The following is a 19,314-nucleotide window of genomic DNA, read 5'->3' on the forward strand; positions in this document are numbered from 1 at the left end:
TTCTTTTCCCTGGCTCCAGGGTTTATAGGGCAAAACTGAATGATCTCTAACAAAAAACTCTACTTTTAAGCGGTAGTATTCAAGGTGAGCTTACAATAACACCAACAGCGGCGGAAAAGGCACATGTTTTGCAACATATGCCCTAAAAGTTATGACATGTTGTTGGTGACAACACCAACAACGGCGGAACAGGCATCTATTGATGTATTGTTCTATTTTCCTGTTTTATTTTAAAACCAGACGTCTCCTTCGCATACAATAGTTGTTCCCTGCGTCCGCCATAATTTTAGAAAGTCCTGGAATTCGACTCGCTTATCTTCCATCCTGAATTTAATTTTTTTATCCTTCCGGATATGATCACTGAAAGAAACGATCATCACAGGTGATATCTTGTTTTGAATGGAATACCGGATTACACGTACCCCCTCGATTTCCTTAATGTCGACAGTAAAGGGTTTGAGGAATTTAAAATAGGTCGGACGGATGCTGAGGGTATCTTCATTTAGGGTAAAAGTCTTGTACTCCAACAATAAGAAGGTCGCCAGCAACACATTGACAAGAAGAGCAGGGACGATTAAAGAGAACGGTCCGATGATCGAATCTGATTGAGAATAAGCAAAAAACAAGAACAAATCGCCTGCAAAAAGGATTGACATTACTCCCCAAAACGAGATACTGCTTGGTTTAATAGTCATAATTTTTATTGTTGAATGGGCCGTTGCTATGCGTACACAATATACATCGTGGCGGCCACCCACTTTACACCCGTTATCAAAAAAATCATTAACGATCCGGGTAGCCATATTGTGAGAAATAAAAGGCGCATGTTTTGCAACATATGCCCTTATAACACACTGTTGGTGATAACACCAACAGCGGCGGAAAAGGCATACGTTTTGCAACATGCGCTCTAAAGGTTATAACATGCTGTTGGTAACAACACCAACAACGGCAGAATAACAGAGCAGCAGAAAACTAATGCTTTTTGACAAAAACTAAATTCCCAACATTAACTTCTTTATGATCAGACATAATAAGCAGATCAAACACCAGGGAATCCGGTGCATAATGACTATCTGTTAGTTCGTACACATACATACCATCGACAACGCCCGAAAAATTCCTTTCGATTTTAACAGCAACCCCTCGTCTTGATGTATGTTCTCGCATTCTCCAGTCAAACACATCTACGAGTTGAAAAGATGCTCCGGGAGTCTGTTTAATTTTGAAACAAAGCTGATAATCATTCGTCACTGTTGTGGAACCATCGTTCTCATTGTACCAAATTTTTTCCAACCAAGTATCTCCTACTTTTAGTGAATCAAATTTCCTTGCTTGACTGCCGTATTCAACAATAAGAAGTCCATTTTTTTTTGACTCATTAATGCTATTCGACGATTGAGGATTCGTAGTATCTTTCGCTCCGCAAGCTTGCAGTCCACAAATTAATATTGTAATCAATAATCGATTTCCTTTCATCATAAAGACATCTATTACTCTAATAATACAGCAAATCTCTTAACTGTGCAACGCTCATATCGGTGGTGGTATAAAAAATATTTTGAGCCTTCAATCCATGCTCACACATCACTGCAAATATTGAGGCCAACACGATAAATAAAAGCGGCCGGAGTGGACCGTCCGCTTTATCGCGTTCTAATAAAACTACCTAGTTGGCTCAATGAAGCATTCCGTGAATAGTGAAATTCTTAATCACGGTACCCACTAATTAGAGACAGGTATATTTCTTGGTCCTGCGCATAAAATTAGGCCCAGACTTCCTCCAAATATCAACACAACTATGAAAAACATTAAAACCGGGTGCAACCGGTCATGTTCATATTTCAGAAACGATCTATTTTTAAACACCAAGAAATAATTAAACAACCCAAACACGCCACTTAATAGATATACCACCCACTCCTTCAAAACGTAAGGAGTCTTAAAAAATAAAAAGCATAAACTATCTATAGCATGAGCTAATAATATAAACAAAAAAACGGTAAACATATAAGTTGCGAATAACGGAATATCAGAACGCGCATGATCTCGCAAAAAGATATACAAAGAGCAACAAAACTTCTTATACAACATGCTCAACAATTATTTACCTATTTTCGCTTAAAGGTCAAATCATCTACCTTTATACTACTGTCTTCAGACTTAAGATTGAGGTGGAATGTAAGCGAGTCTGGCACACGACAACCATCAAGCTCATAGATATAGGTACCCGATTGCCCTAACAAATTCTTCTTTATTTCAACACCAATATATCGATTCGTACTAGTTTCTCTCATATCCCAATCAAAAACGTCATTTAGAAGAAATTTACCTCCCGCTTTTTGTCGGATTTTGAAACATAACTTACAGTTATCCGTTATGGTTTTTTCTCCGCTGGATTCTTTAAACCATACTTTTTCTATCCATGCAGTTTCTACTTCGATAGAATCCAAACGATTTCCTGCCACGTAAACTTCGGCTACGAACGTGCCATTTTTTCGTGCTTCATCAATGTCTTTTGAGGTTTGAGGCGTTGTGGAATTTGACGCCACACAACTTTGCATGAAAAAAATTGCAGAAGCAATGGAAACCTTAATTCGTGTTTTCATAATTCCGAGATTACCATCCCTTAGCCGCGATTTCTTCTAAGTACTTAATGGCATCCTGACTATCGCAGCGTTCCAGTATCTTCATGTTTAATTTGTTGACAAATTCTTTTGACGCCAAGTTTCTTTGAACCAAACGAATGTCCTGAGTTAAATCGCTGACCATTTTCCATTCCATATCGGAAATTAAATTTTTTCCATACTTTACTTTCTGAAGGTAAAATCCGTCGTAATATCCTTGGTATTCTTCATATTCTTTTAGTTTATTCACTGTTATCACTTGCTCCTTTCATTTTAATGATGAAAAACAATTTTGGTTACATTCGACTCTTACGCTCTCCACACGCTCATTTTAATAGCAACTATCTATTTCGATCTTTATATCCTGGTCGCCATCTGTAGCTAAAGAATCTATGCCCAGGAACCGGGTTGCGAGTTTCTTAGCAGGCTAAGGATAAACTACATTGCGGCCATAATAGTCCATCCAGTTCAGCCCCAGTTCTTTGATGTACTTCTTATAATAGCTAGGGCACATATTTTGCAACATATGCCCTAAAGGTTATAACATGCTGTTGGTGACAACACCAACAACGGCGGAAATATCAATCCAACAACCATTCACCAAAGCCCAATGTTTCAGAGCGAAGAAGAAACACAATAATTAAATAAAACAGGATATAAAGCCCCCCTCTAGCAGCGTTAATTTTCTTTTTATTTACAACACCGACACCAAGAGTTGTAATAAGCCAAAAGATTGCCGAAAATATCACAATATACAGACCCCAAAATACAATACTATAATTTATAGGCATACCCAAATCTTTAGGATCAGGATGATTATACTTTGGGAAATACCCCAATCTGCGGTAAGCGCGAAAAATAAAAAAACCAAATATTACCAGCCAGCTTATTGGCAAGTATGAAATGGCTTTATTGATAACTACTATAACTTTCACTATTAAAGATTAAAAATAAATCAACGAATGGATTTAAAATAATTTGTCTCTACCATAGTCCTGACTTCTTTGTCGATCTTCTAACCAACCATCATTAACGCGCTCAACTTTTTATTAAGAATACTATGGAATCGCTCCCATAAGCCAGCTCCGATTAAAGTTATAACATGCTGTTGGTGGCAACACCAACACCGGCGGAAAAGCTTCAATAATTCGACCAGATCTGGAAGCCACAGTTACCGTTTAAGCCTTCCAAATCTGCATTTGAAGTCATAACGTACACACCATTGCTACTATGCGAATACAAATGAAAGTGATATAAAAAACAACAATATACTTCCAATAAGGTATAACAAAACAAGAAAATTTCCTGTTTTTCCTTTACGCAATTCCTCCTGTTCTACCTGTTTTGCATAGAACTCCCATTTATTTTTATTGAAAAATAATAAATAATAAACGACAAAAAATCCGACGATTAAAAGTCCAACATACAATCTATTTACGCCTAAAATAAAATCTGGGAAATTAAAAATTTTCCTCAAAATCATATAAATGGTAAACATCTGAAAGTAATGCACGATACACATCGTAAAGACTACGTTAGCAATTGGAGTACCATTTTTTTTCTTAACTGCCCAAGAGTACAACCTGCCTATTACATAATTATAAAAACCCATAAATTAACTATTTTGCCTTACCCCAATCTCCGCTGCTGGTGCACGAATCTTTCGTGTGCCGGCAGCGGGGCGCTGCCGCCCTCTCCCCAGGGAGCGTCTCAAGTATATAATCCACAAACCCGGCTATTATACTTGGTAATCATTGGATATCGCTATAGCCATACTACAAATATTCTTCGAAAAGATTCTTACCATCTTTATAAATCACATACTCCGTTTTTAACGCGTCCCAAATCTGCACATAGATTGTACCATCTTCATTTTTGCCGATGTTAATTGAGATATTGTCTTCTTGATCGTTAGTTTCAACTTCAATTTTTTCCTTACTGTTGATAAATGCCTCTACAGCCTCAGGCTCTTTAGTGATAGACATTTTACAGTCAGTACAATTTTTTATCTTAATTCTTAGTGTCATTTTTTTTATTTGAAATGCATGTTTAAAATTTCTTGTATTTGATTGGCTGTTGGATTTAATTGGTCTGTAGAACGTATTGTTTTTAGTAAAGTCTGAAGTCGATTAAAGAGATCTCCGTTTTATTACCCGTCCTAAAAACACTGACACCGGTGTGTTTGCACCCATTTTTACAAGGGTGTCCTTCAATCTTTCCACCTTATTTGTCCCGGCTGTCGGCAAATTACCCTCATATCCATGCGCCTCCATAAAGGTTATAATATGCCGTTGGTGACAACACCAACAACGGCGGAAATGACATAACCAAAATACCACATAAATTCAACAAACCAAACCGCATATAATTTAATTTAAAAGTAAAAAAACATAAACTATTAAGTAGATGAAGCCGATTATAAAAATTAAGGATAATAGTCCCACCGCAACATTTCTATATTCATTACTTGATCGAAAAAAATCCCAAAATTTGACTTTCCTTCCTGAAAAAAGCCATCTGATATAGGCTCCTGGAATCATTAAGACTGTGGCAATTACAATCTCTGCTAAAAAATCAATCATTATTAAATATTTGTTTCCTTGCCGTCTGAACAGCAGGAACTGTAAAAATTCCCAGTACCCGATCAATAACTTGAATCCCTGTATTTCCAGAAGAATGAAGGTCGTTTTATTATGGTTGAACCAAGATTTACTGTCCTCATAGTCGTCATTGCAACTCCCATAATTTCTTTCCAGTTCAGCACAAGGTCTTTGATGCCATGCTAATCGTTATTCATAATAACTAAGGGCACATGTTTTGCAACGCATGCCCTAAAAGTTATAAAATGCAGTTGGTGACAACACCAACAACGGCGGAAATATATTAACCTCTACACATTATCCATAATAACAAGTTCACGTTCAAATGAATTCACCATTTTTGTTATTGTCTCATTGGCTTTTAATATATCAAATTTGCTTAGCCTGCCCTCTAGTTCCGACTTATAAGATGAGTTTGGAACCTCCCAAAAAAACATAATATTCAAGGAATCAATTAAAACGCCTAAATTATCCTCGCGATATAGATTCAACAAGTCTTGGCGATTTACCTGGAACGCATAATCAGAAAAAAAGTTACAAAAATTTATTACCATCATGGCCGTTTTTTTTTCATAATCCCCAATAGTATTAACCTCATCTAAAAAATTAATGAGCGATGCAAAATCGTAAGTTATGTAGGCCCTACTTCCTTTGTATGAGTTGGCCCAAGATTTTGTATTTGTATCATCAATTATACAGCTGGTGTGTTTTACGAAGGTTAGCAAATCAGTAATACTTAAAAATGCCATAATATTGTTAGAAAGATTCAGTAGCAAGTAGTCTACGTCCTCGTTATCTAAATCAGTTCCCCAAAGAAAATAGTAAAAACGTCGATTAGACAATTTTATCTTCACTATATACTTCCTATAAGTTTCAGAAGCCACATCGGAAAAATTTCTTTCCATAACTCTTACATTGATTAATTAAAAATGAAATACCCCTGCTATTGATAAAATTTCAAAAAAACATTACAATATCTATCCGGGTCTTGTATCTCTATATACTTTTTTTGCATTATTATGGGGTGTGCCGGGCCCTACATTAGTATCTCCAGCTCTTGCGGCGGCTTCATTTGCAAGTTGAGAATCGCTTTTACTCCAATCTGTATTGGTTTTAGTCGGAAGAGGGCCATAATTATCTGGCCATTTATTTTGCTTTCCACCTTTTGAGTAGTAGACAGATTGGGAAATTTCGTTCACAAAAGTTATAACATGCTGTTGATGACAACACTGACTACGTCGGAACAATAGTGGAAGAATTATTTATTCAGAGTCTTTTTTATTCAACCTAAATATTTCCCTTACTACAGGATCTACCTGCTTTTTCAGCGTATCAAGATCCGAGGTCCCAATAACGGCAGAAACATTCTTAAAATCACCAATTAGGGTATCGCCATCTGAGTAGTTATTTTTATTAGTTGATTTGTACAGTTTTACTATATTATTATTAAATTCATCCTGTACCTCAAAGGATATTGTCGATTTAGCAGGTACTGGGCTATTAAAGGACACTTTGAGCACAGAATAATATATATTTTCTTCTGAGTTAACTATATTAAATTTATCCATTACATTACCAACTGTAACGCCACTATCCTTAATTGCTCCCTCAAAGTAGTAACCATCAAGAGAATGATCAAACTTAATATATAAAACACATTTCTTGTCTCCATTGCAGGAAACTAAGAATATAGCTGGCAATAAAAGCTTTAATATCTTCTTCATAATTTTTCAATTTCATCAGGTTGCCGTTTTTATCGTACAGGATATTGCTGACAGTATAATCCAGTGTGGTCTTGTTCCAACCCAGGCCGGACGTATTGGTGCACAGGATTTGTGCAAATGATTATTGGGGGTGCCCGGGCGGACTATTCACTGCATACCTTGCCGCTATGTTATACTATAGTTTATTAGGCGTATCATTTAATTAGGTATCATCAATAGATTAAAACAGGACATAGCGGCTCTGGGCTTTGCGTTGCCATCCCTGGCGCGTTAAAGTTCCGGTATAAAGCTTGAACACATTGGCAAGGGCATATGTTTTGTAACATATGCCCTAAAAGTTATAATATGCTATCGGTGATAACACCAACAACGGCGGAAGGTATAATAAAACAAGAAACTGCCTGAAATTGCCTTCTAATGCAAAAAGGTTCGAATTTGTTCTCTGAAAGTTACCATAAGAATACTTATTGACAACGGAACCAACACCGATAAAATAACACCTATACCTTTAACTACTTTAGTTCTCTTTGTTTCGCCATACCACCTATCTCTTAATTTCATATAGATATTTTTCCTGCCATACCGATGAGATACTAAAAAGTAAGTTAGCAGAAATAGGATTATCACTATTATTCGTACTACCCAAATGCCATCGCCTTTTTGAATTTCGAATTTATCGTAAATGAAAATTAACAGAAGAATAAGAAAGGGCGCAGCGCTAAAAAGTAAGATTAGACACACATGTATAACCGCAGTTATAGCACTTGACCCTTCCCGCTTAAAATAGAATCTAGAGACTCTGTAATAATTATAATCTAGGAAATCTCCTATTGTTTTTTTAATTTTTTCCAACATTTTGATTTCTTTTTATTCTAGTACTTTATCTACACCCGAGCCAATACGATCTGTTAAGGTAACTCCTGTGAATACGCCAAATCCGATATCAATAATACCATAAGTCCACCCTATTGGCCCTCCATATATAGTCCATATACCAATCCCTGTTTTAACTGCATCTCCCGTGGTAAACCCATTCTCATCAGTTGCGCTTTCAATAACATTAACCAGAACACCGGCACCACCAATTACTTTTCCAGCTTTTTCTAAGCCACGAATTGAAGAAACAAAACCTCTTTTCGCTGTAAAAGTCTTAGCAGCTTTGAATTGCAGTTAATACGTGATCCTTGAACGGAAGTCTGGTCCATCTGCCTGCCTCTTACTAATCTGCTTTGGAACTTGCTTCTGTGAGAAAAGCAGGGGCATATGTTTTGCAACATATGCCCTAAAAGTTATAACATGCTGTTGATAACAACACCAATAACGGCGGAATCTTCATTTATTGATTTTTAGGCTCAGAGCTTTTGCATACATCACTGCTTTGAAGTGTTAGCCAAAAATACCATCCCCATTTTTGTACATAGCAGATAAAGCTCCTAGTATAAAACTCAAACCACAAGCCACAATAACCACTATTGCAGGATGAATATTTGCGGTCTCGCCCTCTCTTTCTTGATATCTGGTAATAATTTTCTTCCAACGATTTTTATGACTATAATACATCCATATAGCTGTTATAAGTACAATACCGAAAATATATTTAATGTTGTTCATCTTAGAGATATATGGACCAAACGCCATTTTGTTTTTAGTTAATGCTTCGATTAAAAATAAAATAGACGCGAAATTCAATATTAAACACCACGCCATTACTATAGTTGCAAAAAACACTGGTGTATCTTTCCAATTTTTAGATTTCGTAGCCAACTGGTAACTTTTATAAAACAAATAATCGTAAATCATATTTTATGTTATTATTTTTCTATCCAATTATAAAAATCATCACCCCATATAGCGTCGGCAACTCCAATACCAGCAGATATTGCCCAACCAGCAACAGGAATAAAAGCAACGCCAGCAGCAACTATTGCAACGGTTCCTCTGGCGGCAGCGCTTTTATATCTACCGTGATTGAAATCATCTGTCACTGCAATTCCCGTAGCAACAACGTTTAGTGCAGTTATTCCTTTAGTTATAGGTTTTGCAAGCTTCATATACCTCACATAAGATATCGTCGGCGCGGCATTACCAGTAGCTAAATATTGACCGATACCAGTATTCTCTACAAACTTGAAAGAAGCATCAGGAATAAGTAATCCTTTATTCATACCATCGGCAACCTTTGCTAAAGTCGACTTCTCATCTTCCAGATTTTTCTAAAAACGCCCGGTTTCTTTATGAAGAGTTGTAATATCATCTCCGTTTTGCACATACCGATATGCATAAAAATATTCGTCATCATCGTTCTCAATTACCCACCTAGCTTGAAGCACTTGGTCTCTTGTAAATCCTTTATTTCCTCCACCTATCGAATTATCTCCATCGAAATTTACATTATTACTCCCACTTCCTTGGTTTTGCTTTTTCCCCAGTTGCGCTAACATCGCTCTTATCTGATTTACACGATACGCCTCTTCTGCCGCTGCTTGATTCGCTAGTACCCGTTCCATACCACCACCCCAAACCTGGTCGTTAAAGCCTCCCCAACCGCCGCTACCACCGCCAAAGATATCCTGAAAAATAGATTGCCGCCCCTTCCGCCTGCGTCACCCCAAATGTCTTTTACACTCCGGTATGCATTACCATTTATAAACTGCATCCCATTCGGATCCACCATACTCTCCGGCGCATTACCCATCGCTGCATACGGCGAGAACATATCCTGGCCATTGCTGGCTGCTAAAGGATCTACTCCCAGGAAACGGCCCAGTTGCGGGTTCCTTCGCAAGCTCAGGATAAACTATATTAACGCGCATGGAAGTTCATCCAGTTCAGCCCCAGTTCTTTGATGTACTTCTTATAATAGCTAGGGCACATGTTTTGCAACATATGCCCTAAAAGTTATAACATGCTGTTGGAGATAACGCCAACAACGGCGGAAAAACTACTTTTTTATTTGGTTTTTTATTTGGCCTTTTATTTTATTTAAGATCAATATCTCAAACTTTTCCTTTTGCATCTTATTGTCCTTTCTGCTAAAATCTTTATTTATATCCCTCCATTTTCCTAAAGTCAGACCATTATTTATAGATACGAACGCAAGTTTTGTTTTGTCCTTACTTTCAGCTCTTATCCAGGTGTAGAGAATCTGACGTTCCTCCGGGTAGTAAAAATAAATATGGAACCAATAATCCATACTATCAGTCCTACCATCAAGCAGTCCCACTTGAACTGGCACACAATATTGTGCGTTATTCTTCTTAAAATAGGCAATCTGTTTAATCAGATCCTCCTCATTTACATTGATCACATATACCTGTGCATTAGGATAGCTTCCTGGAGCAAAAATATTTCCGATCCAATAAGCAGCTCCCGTTAACACTGCTACAACTCCAACTACTATCAATATTTTTTTCATACTCTAATGTTTGTGTACATCAGGATAATTATTAACGCCCACATTACTTACATTATACCAAAATACAATATCTCCAATACCTTTTGAAGATATTATACTATAAAGAGCTTTGGGCAAAGTTACTAGAGCCATTCCAGTTCCAAATAGGCCAGAGCGTAATTTAGCGCCATAGCTAATTGGAAGAGTCGAAACTCCAAATTCTTCCATAATAAATCTCCAGTCTGCACCAGTTGCTCTCGGATCAAAAACAAGGCCAGATCCTCCTGTAATCCCTAATCTATCGTATCTTCTATCATGTCCAATAGCGGGATATTCTGATAATTCTCTGGGTATATGTGCATACGAATATTTCCCATTCAAACTCCTAGGGTTATCAGGTCCAGGGTATGATAATCCAAAAAAATTCCTATTCAAGGTATTGGGGTTTAAACATTCAGGACAAACATCTTCTGGCAGGCCAGGTGTTATCCTATAACTTTCTATAATAACTAATAAATACGGTTTCGTTATTTCAACCATTGGCAACATAATTCCCCCCGCCAATCCTGAAGTTTTATCAAAAGCTCCATCACCATCTTTCTCTCCAGATCGCGGCTTGAAGTTAGTAAAGGTGCCATCGCCCCGATTGTACAATGATACTTCCCCCGTTATACGCCCGAGTTGATATTCGGCCTCTCTCCAGAATGCAGCATTTGAAGCTTTACTAGCCCCAGCCTCCCTACCCGGCCATTGGGTCGTCGCATTTGGTCCTCCAAGCCCCGGCCCTCCACCGCCACCAAAGGTACCCTGCCAGGGTCTCGGAATAGAGGCTGGCTCCCATAATACTTTGTCCTCCCGGTAGGCATTACTGTTACTATACTGCATCCCATTCGGATCCACCATACTTTCCGGCGCATTACCCATCGCTGCATAAGGCGAGAACATATCCTGGCCATTGCTGGCGGCTAAAGGATCTACACCTAAGAACCGCCCCAGTTGCGGATCGTACTGCCGCGCATGGAAGTCCATCCAATTCAGCCCCAGTTCTTTGATGTATTCGTTGCTCTGGTACTTCCTGCGTTGTGCAATGGTATTGTTTTCCGCCGCGCTGCTCAGGCCGGCCATAGGTAAGCCAAAAGGATAATAATGGCTTTCTTCGAGCTGTCGGCCCTTTTGCAGGCGTACCTGCAGCATATCGAAGTGTACCGTGGCACAGTCGTAACAGCTTACTCCCTGGCTTTGATTGCTCAAATATACGGCAAGATAACCATTCGCCGGGATGGTTAGCGGCGCCGTGGTGCCGATCTGCTGCCAGGTACCGTTACCATTGACCTGGAAGGCGCTGCTGAAGCTTTTATCGATCTGCATGTTCTCGTCAAACAGGATATAGTTGAGGTAAGCCCTCGGGCGATCCTGGTCGGTATTGCCATTCAAAATATTCTGGTACTCCGACAGGTAATTACCCGGCGTAAAGAGCTGCGCTACCCGGTCGGGGTTATGTCCTTCGCTGCCCTGGAAACCGCCCACACCACCGGTCAGAGTGCTCACGATACTCGTAAGCATACTGCCGGCCGATAGCGGGTTATCAGTAGCGGGGTTATAACTGTCGTAATAGTTGTTGACATTGAGCTCTACCTGGTCGCCGGCCATCACGTGCATCAGCAGCGAAGTGCCTACCGGGCGGTCCTGCCCGTTAAGTTTGCCCGACTTCTGATCGTTAGGGTTGATGCTGCCAGGCTTGTCGTCCCGGATCTCGTTGAGCTGTTCGAAGTAAAGGCCTTCGAGGTTGGCGCTGGCCAGCTCGTAAGTGGCCAGGTATTGCAGGATCGGCTTCTGCACTACATCGATGGTGCTGCGCACATTGCCCAGGTGATCTTTGACGAAGTATTCTTCTTTATAGGTGTTGGCATTGATATCCCTTACCGAACGGCCTTCGGCTGTTTGGATATACCGCTGTACATTGCCTTCGTAGACATAACCGCCGATGTAATCGGTTATTTTATCGGGCTGGCCTGCTTTTTTAACCAGCTCCTGTACCTTATTACCGGTAGCATCGTAACTGTATTCGATACTGCCGCCATTGCTGAACAGGATACGTTCGGGTTTATTGAAATGGGTATAAAAGACCTTCTCGATGCCTTTGTTGTAATCGGTTTCCAGGTTGCCGTTCTTATCATAACTATAATCATCGCTGGTTCCATTGGACACCGCATTTTCAACGAAGTCGCCCAAACCGTAATTGGCGGCGTTGTCGGCAACTCTGGCCAGCCTGTTGCTCTCTTCGTTGCTGCCGTAGTTGTACCGTAAGCGGTCGATGGTCTGGATGCCGTTTGCAGGTGTTACGCCCTGCTGGTCCATAGCCTTCAGGTTGCCGTTTTTATCGTACTGGATATTGCTCACGGTATAGTCCAGCGTGGTCTTGTTCCAACCCAGGCCGGGCGTATTGGTGCGGTATTCGGCGTTTTTAAGACGGCCGGAACGGTCGTAACTATAACCATAAGCATGACTGACGGTGCTGCCCCGCCAGATCATACCGGCGATCTTGCCGCCGTATTGCGGCTGGCTAAAACCATAGTCGTATTTAAGCGCCTCGCCAAAGGTGCGGTTCTCACCTTCTTTATTGCCGGTCTCGGCATATACCCCGTTGATGCCCGTAAGCTGGCCCCGGATGTTGTAATTAAAATCCTGTACCTCGCCGTAATTACCCAGGGCTTTGCGTTTTACCCTGCCCAGCGAATCATAGACCAGGTTGGATAAAGTAGACCAGGCGCCATCGTTGATGCGGTGCCGGGTACGCAGCAGGTTGCCCGTACCGGTTTCGTATTCGTTTTTGTACCGTTCGGTTGTGACCGCATAAGCGGCGTAGAGGTTTTGAAAAATGCTTTTGCTCAGCAGGGGTTTGCCGGTAAAGTCGTACTGGGTGCCGCTGTACAGGTAATGGATCTGCCCGCCCTGGTCGGAAAAATCGCGCTGCAGGCTATTGATCACGCGGCCCTTGTCGTCGTAATAGATGGCGCCATTGCGCCAGTTGCCGGTATTGATCTGGTTGGCCGATGTTGAGGGCAGTATTTTAATGCGACTGCCCGTAGCCTGGCCATAGGTACGCAGGCTGCGCACCGGCGTTTCGGCGCCGGGCGTAGTCAGCAACTCGCCACTAAGCGCCAGCTGGCTGTTGTAGCTGTTATAAAGGTTACTACCCGGATCAGCCTGGTCGTAGGTATCGAAATAGTTATATCCCAGGATGGTAATATTGCTTACCCCGGTTTGCGGCGGGTATACCCCTTCGTTAGGATAGCCCATATAATACCGGATATCATTAGCGCCAAGACTGCCTGTATACGTATCGAAGAAGTTCTGCCAGGTAGCGGGACTGCTCCCATCGGCGTACAGTGCGGTAGCGATCACTCGGTTCAGTTTGTCGTACACCGTTACCTCGTATTGGTTATCCACTGCCTGCTTTGGCGTTTGTGTCATTACCAGTCGCTGTTTTTTATCATAGACAAGGTTACTGAAGCCTTCTTCACCCGGTTTGCGTTGCGCACTCAGCCTGCCTTTGGCATCGTACTTGTATTGGAAACACAGGTTACTGACACGGGTATCGTTCAGTACCCAATTGGCCGCTTCGGCCAGGGCTACGGCCTGCGGCGGCAGGATGTACCGCAGCTTGCCCAGCTCGTCGTAAACGTAATAGGTGCAGAGGTAGGTCCAGCCCACCTGCAGTACACCCGATCCGTAAGTATACATACTATCGGCTACCATTTTGAGCACCACCCGGCCGTCTTTATCGGTAAAGACCCGCGAACGGCTCTTGCCGCTATTATCGGACGGGGCAATAACATCTTCGCCGAAAAGCTCGCCGGCAGCGTAACTACCGGTACTTACGGGCTTACCATTAGCATCCAGTTCCCAGATGCGGACTTCGCCGGCCTGGTTGGTGATGCGGGTAAGGGCTGTGCCACGCGCCTGTCCTACCTGGCTTTTGCCGGGGGCATAACTTATCGTCGTATAAGCCTGCACATTGCTGTTCTCTGTCTTGCTATAAGAGGTATATCCTTCGTCGGGATACAGCGCGGCATACAGGCTGCGCTGAGTGGCATATACATAGTTATTGAGCCCGAAGTAAGTCGTGTTGATCGGCAGGAAGCTATATTGATCCCGCTGGAAGCGGGTATCTGAAAACTGCACCTGGTGCTGGTAAGCGCCGTTCTGGAGCGATACATTGCTTTGTACCGTCTCGTATACCCGGTTAAAACCATCGCGGAATACGTATTGTTCTTTGAGGTTGGTAGCGCCGGGATTGGCCATAGCGCCGGCATCGGTAATGGGCACCTGCGGCGCGCTGGTAAGGGTAAAGTTAATGCCCGACCAGAAATAAGGCAAAGCCGGGAGCGGGATCTCGGTCACCGGGCCGGAAGGGCCGGTAGCGCCATTCTTCGGCTCGTTCTGGGCCAGCGCCGGTTGCACTATCGCGCACAACAGCACCAGGCCGGTTATATATTTTTGCAGCAACATAATAATATTTTGATGGGATAAGGGTTAGTAGATAACATAATGGGTACGGGACAGGATATGCCCTTCCTGGTTGCGTACAATAGTGGGGCGGCCCAGGCCATCGTACTCGTAATAGGTAATACGGCCTGCGGCATCGGTTGCCGAGCTGGCTCCGCACAAGGGCTTATAGGTCCAGTTCTGCATCATGCTGCCCTCGGGGAACAGCCGTACCTCGTCGACGTACACGGTGGCGCCACTGGCAGAAAGCGTGATTGTTCCCGGGCCTGTAACACTGACTTTGCCCTGGTAATAAACCCAGTCGTTACTACTGTAAAGCGCCATTACGGAAAGTCCCTGTCCATAACCGAATACAGCAGGCACGCCGCCCTTGGCCCAGAAGCCGAGTATATAGGTCTTGCCTGCGGCAGGACCACTGATGTTGAGACTACCCTGTGGCAGACCAAGAGCGTTGAGCGCATAAGCCATGTTACCGCTGATAGTACCGGCTGCGCTGCTGAGCCCGGAAGCTAAATAGCTGATCCGGCCCTGGGTAATGGTACTGCCCGCAGCCCCGCCCCGCTCGAAGCTGGTATAGGCAATCTCGTTGTAACGGGCATTGCTGACTTCGGCCAGCTTGTTGCCTGTAGCCGTATCCCAGATCATGGCTTTGTAGATACCCTGATCCAGCAGTTGTGTTTCCAGCGGGTTGCCTTTGGTATCGTACTGCTTTACCTCGCTTACTTTTACGAAGGAGCCGACGGCATCGCCATTGTAGGCGCTGCGGATCTTGTTGTACCGGGCCGACAAGGGACCTGCGGTAGTTACACCGGTATAGGTGGCATAAGGAATACTGCTACCGGTCTGCAGGGTATGCAGGCTTTGCGAGCGCAGCAGGCCATCGCCGTATTGAAAGCCTGTGATACTGGCGTCCATTAATTTTTTATTGGAGGGTGTATTAAACCCGGTGGTACCCAGGTTCCAACGCTCCATACCCACCAGCTTTTCGATCTTATCGGCATTCATGCCATAGAGGTAACCCAGGCCGGTAGGGGCGCCGGGGTTATTGCCTTCGACCACATCGTAGTTATAAGTGTTTTCGGTAAGCGTATATATACCGCGGCTGTTCAGCGTTTTAATCCATTTCAAATTATCATGGCTATCATAACCGTATTGTACATTGTCGCTTATACTGCCTCCGCTTACAAATTTTTCAGACAGGGTGCCGGTCAGTAAGGCTTTGCCGCTATAGGGCCGGTAGGTGTCTGTAGCGATCACCGGATCGGTAAAAGGATTGATATTGCCGTTGAGCTGGGCACGCATCGTTTTTACATTATCCAGCAAGGGCGCCGAGGCGTTCAGGTCCAGGACTTCACTATAGGTATTGGTCACCTTCGACAGCACCTGGTTGTTCTGGTCGTATTCGGTGGTCTGCAAGGGCAGGCCCAGCATCCAGTCTTTAATGTATTGCCGGTCGGTATAGGGCTCCTGGTAATAATTACGCGTACCGCGGTTCAGCAAATAAGTATCCACACCGGTTACCAGGTTGGAAAACACGTATTCGGTACGTCCCATCAGGTTGCCCGACTGGTCTTTTACTTCGGCCTTTACCTGGCTGTACCCATGGTTGGAGCCATTGATCAACTGCAGCGGGCTGATGCGGTAGGGGCCGGCTATATAGTCCTGGCGCGCCCAGCTACCCATAGTGCCTGTTACCTTACTCAGGTAATGGAAGTAACCACCGGTAAGGAACCGCTGGCCGCCGCCATAAGTAAAGCTCGTAACACGGGCATTGCCGGCATAGTGTTTATCGGTTTCGGTTATGGTTTTGATCCGCAGACCATCGTTATCGTTCTGGCCCATAAACCAGCTGTCGGAAGGCAGGTTGGGAATCTTGTTTTGCAAATCGCTGTTCAGCTCATAGGTAAAGGAGACCGTTCCGCCATAGGCATTGGTCATCTGTACCAGGTTGGCCGCGCCGATCACATTCACATTAGTTGCTGCAGAACGGTCCACACCCCTGGTCGTAGTACCGATGGTATGCAAGGGCACGTTATCGCCCAGCACGCTACCGCCTGCCGAAGCATTGCTGTACCCGAAACGGTCCAGTTGCCCGCTCGTACGGCGGGGTAACTTATAAGGCGAATAGGCAAAGCGGTAATAAGGTTCCGCAACACTGCCATCGCAGCTCTTCATACTGATACCCCGCAGAACCATTCGTCCGCCGCTCAGGTTATTGTAATCGCAATCGGGTACGAGATAACCGGGAATAGAATCGACAACGCCGAAACCGGCAGCATGCCAGCCGCGGTCCAGTACATAACGGATACAGTCTGCCGAACCGGTTGCCTGGATCGCTATCTCTTTAAGCGCCCCAAGACAAGGCACGATACCCGGGTTGGAACCCAGGGTATCGTAGGAAAAAATAGCACGGGTACCATTGGGATACCGGATACGCAACAACCGCAGGCTGCTGCGGCCCATATCCTCGGTCGACACCCAGTTAAACCCATTGCTGTTGATGCTCTTCGCCGCGCCTGTTACCACATTTTCCGTGTATTGGTAGTTGGCATAAAGGTTAAAATCCTTTTCGTTGGCATCAGCGTATTCGTAACGGATCTCACTGCCTTCGGCAAAAACGATGCGGCTGATCGCCCAGCGGCTGATGTACCGGTAGTCCATCAACAGGTTGTTGTTTACCGTATCGTGGTTGGTTACACGGCCATTGGCATACTCGTCCGGTTCAAAATAATAGCGGTTGCCCGATTCGTCGGTAACGATAAATTTCAGATCGTAGTTGGTCTGTTGTTTTTCAATACGCACCCTGCGGTTGGGATGGGTAAATACAGCTCCATTTTCGCCGATGCTGAAGGTGAAATTCAGGTTGCCTGCCGACACCACGAAATCATCGTTTTCGCCGTCGGCCTGGGTATAGGCATCTACGCCCAGGGTATACACCTTCCAGCGTCCACGCGCATACATAACGGGTTGACCCGGAGCCGGGGCTATCGAGTGACCTTGCTCCAATTCATCGGGCAGGTCCTTGAGCACCCTGCTGATGCTGCCACCGGCATTGATCGTCCAGTGCAGGCCTGCGAGGCCGGCTATCTCATCCACACGTATGCCTTTGGTATTATAACCGAAGGAGACACCGTAACTGCCATGGTCGTTGCTGAAATCGTAGATCGGGATGGTCACATTGATGCTGCCATCGTACAGGTTGGGACTGTAACTATTGCCGATACTGCTGTTTTTACCCGTAACACCGGGCATGAACTTGGCATCCGGTTTGGGAGCGCCTGCCTGGCCGTAGCCATAAACCGCCGCAAGCAGCAGCATAACGCTGCAGCCGAGTTGCCGCAAAATCTGTTTCATGTTGAAGGGATTATAACCGTTTTAAAAACGCTGCAAATTCCGTGTTGCTACCGCCATATCCCGGCGTAGTCTCCCGCGTTTCACAGGTTTTTTAACTGTATTTTATCAAAATTTTGCGCAAAAATAAACATTTTGAAAACAAAACAAACTATTCTTATATTATTTTATCTACAAGTATTAAACGAATCAATAAATTGATTTACAAATACATATGTTATTTTACATGCCGAATTACATATAAAATGCGCTATCTGATTGAATTTCAAGGATAAATCAAAAGTTATTAAAAGCACAAAAAAGCCCGCGGCCAAAGCCGCGGGCAGGAATAAGGGGAATTAGAAAAAATTATTTTTTCCGGGTAAATTTAATTTCCATGTTTTTATACTGTTTGCCGGTCGCCGGATCCGGGCCATACATCTCCATCGTATGATGATCGTCGTCGATAAAGGTGTTGATTTCTTTCACATCGCATTCCCTGCCGGTAGCCGGATCGGTCATTTTACCGGTCATGGTAATCACTTTGCCCGAGGCATCGGCTTTACCCTCCATATGCATCATGCCGGTACCCATATTATCGATCCAGGTGCTTATGTACGCTTTTTTACTGTTATCGTATCCCATAATCGCCATGCCCTCGAATGGCTGTCCCATAAAGCTACCGGAGAAAGTAGTAACATCGTAACGGCCGCCCATGGCCATTTTGCTGACACAGGATGATTTGCTGGTCATTGGCGGAGCGCCCGGCGCCATCCACATCGTGGTCTCGCCTTCCCAGTTACCGGCGCCTTTGGCCATGGCCTTATGCGGTTCGCCGGGTGTGGCATACTCCATCCAGGCTTTCATGGCCGTAGCACTGTCTACAGGTTTCCACTCCTTTTCGGGATCGCCGGCCGGCGTTGCCGCTACAGTTGTCTTTGCCGTATCGGTAGCGCCGGTTTTGTCGGAAGCCGGGTTGTTACAGGCGGCCAGCAATACAACGGCCGTAAGCATAAGTGTTGTTTTCATAGTTAACGTTTTTAGATTACGTTTTTGATGCGACAGCAAGATAAGAAAATTTCAAAACATTACATTTTTACAGATTCATTATTTCAAAAATTTCCCTGCAG

At 43.6% G+C, this 19,314-nt stretch carries 16 protein-coding genes; all 16 read right to left on the bottom strand.

Going from position 1 to position 19,314, the window contains the following annotated elements; all coding sequences use genetic code 11:
• Positions 1 to 230 precede the first annotated feature (230 nt).
• Positions 231 to 803, bottom strand: a complete 573-nt coding sequence (locus tag B0I18_RS16645) for a hypothetical protein (RefSeq protein WP_146146776.1) — start codon at positions 801 to 803, stop codon at positions 231 to 233.
• A gap of 172 nt (positions 804 to 975) precedes the next feature.
• Entirely contained in the window at positions 976 to 1,482 is a 507-nt protein-coding gene (locus B0I18_RS16650; RefSeq protein WP_106523875.1) for a hypothetical protein, read from the bottom strand.
• Between the two features lie 629 nt (positions 1,483 to 2,111).
• Positions 2,112 to 2,609 carry a hypothetical protein gene (locus B0I18_RS16655; RefSeq protein ID WP_106523876.1) on the bottom strand — a complete coding sequence of 166 codons (498 nt, stop codon included), beginning with the start codon at positions 2,607 to 2,609 and terminating at the stop codon, positions 2,112 to 2,114.
• A 10-nt stretch (positions 2,610 to 2,619) separates the two neighbouring features.
• Complete coding sequence (locus tag B0I18_RS16660; protein ID WP_146146777.1) at positions 2,620 to 2,877, bottom strand: hypothetical protein; 258 nt, start codon at positions 2,875 to 2,877, stop codon at positions 2,620 to 2,622.
• Positions 2,878 to 3,208: 331 nt separating this feature from the next.
• Positions 3,209 to 3,562, bottom strand: a complete 354-nt coding sequence (locus B0I18_RS16665) for a hypothetical protein (RefSeq protein ID WP_106523878.1) — start codon at positions 3,560 to 3,562, stop codon at positions 3,209 to 3,211.
• An 840-nt stretch (positions 3,563 to 4,402) separates the two neighbouring features.
• A complete protein-coding gene (locus tag B0I18_RS16675) occupies positions 4,403 to 4,612 on the bottom strand; it encodes a hypothetical protein (protein WP_146146778.1) in 210 nt (69 codons plus the stop codon).
• A 905-nt stretch (positions 4,613 to 5,517) separates the two neighbouring features.
• Positions 5,518 to 6,132 (bottom strand): hypothetical protein, encoded by a 615-nt coding sequence (locus tag B0I18_RS16685; protein WP_106523882.1) that lies wholly within the window; start codon positions 6,130 to 6,132, stop codon positions 5,518 to 5,520.
• Between the two features lie 357 nt (positions 6,133 to 6,489).
• Complete coding sequence (locus B0I18_RS16690) at positions 6,490 to 6,951, bottom strand: hypothetical protein (protein WP_106523883.1); 462 nt, start codon at positions 6,949 to 6,951, stop codon at positions 6,490 to 6,492.
• A 1,386-nt stretch (positions 6,952 to 8,337) separates the two neighbouring features.
• Complete coding sequence (gene bfi1, locus B0I18_RS16700; protein ID WP_106523885.1) at positions 8,338 to 8,751, bottom strand: Bfi1 family immunity protein; 414 nt, start codon at positions 8,749 to 8,751, stop codon at positions 8,338 to 8,340.
• 11 nt (positions 8,752 to 8,762) lie between these two features.
• Complete coding sequence (locus B0I18_RS16705; RefSeq protein WP_106523886.1) at positions 8,763 to 9,116, bottom strand: hypothetical protein; 354 nt, start codon at positions 9,114 to 9,116, stop codon at positions 8,763 to 8,765.
• A gap of 48 nt (positions 9,117 to 9,164) precedes the next feature.
• Entirely contained in the window at positions 9,165 to 9,392 is a 228-nt protein-coding gene (locus tag B0I18_RS16710) for a hypothetical protein (protein WP_146146779.1), read from the bottom strand.
• 50 nt (positions 9,393 to 9,442) lie between these two features.
• Positions 9,443 to 9,736 carry a hypothetical protein gene (locus B0I18_RS16715; protein ID WP_106523888.1) on the bottom strand — a complete coding sequence of 98 codons (294 nt, stop codon included), beginning with the start codon at positions 9,734 to 9,736 and terminating at the stop codon, positions 9,443 to 9,445.
• A 156-nt stretch (positions 9,737 to 9,892) separates the two neighbouring features.
• The gene (locus B0I18_RS16720) at positions 9,893 to 10,366 is read right to left on the bottom strand and encodes a hypothetical protein (protein WP_106523889.1); all 474 of its coding nucleotides are present in this window, start codon (positions 10,364 to 10,366) and stop codon (positions 9,893 to 9,895) included.
• A gap of 3 nt (positions 10,367 to 10,369) precedes the next feature.
• Positions 10,370 to 14,857: an RHS repeat protein gene (locus B0I18_RS16725; protein WP_106523890.1), complete on the bottom strand. Its 4,488-nt coding sequence runs from the start codon at positions 14,855 to 14,857 to the stop codon at positions 10,370 to 10,372.
• A 24-nt stretch (positions 14,858 to 14,881) separates the two neighbouring features.
• Positions 14,882 to 18,208, bottom strand: coding sequence for an RHS repeat domain-containing protein (locus B0I18_RS16730; RefSeq protein ID WP_106523891.1), 3,327 nt, complete (start codon positions 18,206 to 18,208; stop codon positions 14,882 to 14,884).
• Positions 18,209 to 18,553: 345 nt separating this feature from the next.
• The gene (locus B0I18_RS16735; RefSeq protein WP_106523892.1) at positions 18,554 to 19,213 is read right to left on the bottom strand and encodes a DUF1579 domain-containing protein; all 660 of its coding nucleotides are present in this window, start codon (positions 19,211 to 19,213) and stop codon (positions 18,554 to 18,556) included.
• Between the last annotated feature and the right edge of the window lie 101 nt (positions 19,214 to 19,314).

This window comes from Taibaiella chishuiensis, from assembly GCF_003014535.1.
GTDB lineage: Bacteria > Bacteroidota > Bacteroidia > Chitinophagales > Chitinophagaceae > Taibaiella > Taibaiella chishuiensis.

Excerpts from the sequence above, each read along its gene's own strand:
- B0I18_RS16645 (WP_146146776.1), bottom strand. The coding sequence starts at position 803 with ATGGCTACCCGGATCGTTAATGATTTTTTTGATAACGGGTGTAAAGTG.
- B0I18_RS16650 (WP_106523875.1), bottom strand. The coding sequence starts at position 1,482 with ATGATGAAAGGAAATCGATTATTGATTACAATATTAATTTGTGGACTG.
- B0I18_RS16655 (WP_106523876.1), bottom strand. The coding sequence starts at position 2,609 with ATGAAAACACGAATTAAGGTTTCCATTGCTTCTGCAATTTTTTTCATG.
- B0I18_RS16675 (WP_146146778.1), bottom strand. The coding sequence starts at position 4,612 with ATGTCTATCACTAAAGAGCCTGAGGCTGTAGAGGCATTTATCAACAGT.
- B0I18_RS16685 (WP_106523882.1), bottom strand. The coding sequence starts at position 6,132 with ATGGAAAGAAATTTTTCCGATGTGGCTTCTGAAACTTATAGGAAGTAT.
- B0I18_RS16690 (WP_106523883.1), bottom strand. The coding sequence starts at position 6,951 with ATGAAGAAGATATTAAAGCTTTTATTGCCAGCTATATTCTTAGTTTCC.
- bfi1 (WP_106523885.1), bottom strand. The coding sequence starts at position 8,751 with ATGATTTACGATTATTTGTTTTATAAAAGTTACCAGTTGGCTACGAAA.
- B0I18_RS16705 (WP_106523886.1), bottom strand. The coding sequence starts at position 9,116 with ATGAATAAAGGATTACTTATTCCTGATGCTTCTTTCAAGTTTGTAGAG.
- B0I18_RS16710 (WP_146146779.1), bottom strand. The coding sequence starts at position 9,392 with ATGTTAGCGCAACTGGGGAAAAAGCAAAACCAAGGAAGTGGGAGTAAT.
- B0I18_RS16720 (WP_106523889.1), bottom strand. The coding sequence starts at position 10,366 with ATGAAAAAAATATTGATAGTAGTTGGAGTTGTAGCAGTGTTAACGGGA.
- B0I18_RS16725 (WP_106523890.1), bottom strand. The coding sequence starts at position 14,857 with ATGTTGCTGCAAAAATATATAACCGGCCTGGTGCTGTTGTGCGCGATA.
- B0I18_RS16730 (WP_106523891.1), bottom strand. The coding sequence starts at position 18,208 with ATGAAACAGATTTTGCGGCAACTCGGCTGCAGCGTTATGCTGCTGCTT.
- B0I18_RS16735 (WP_106523892.1), bottom strand. The coding sequence starts at position 19,213 with ATGAAAACAACACTTATGCTTACGGCCGTTGTATTGCTGGCCGCCTGT.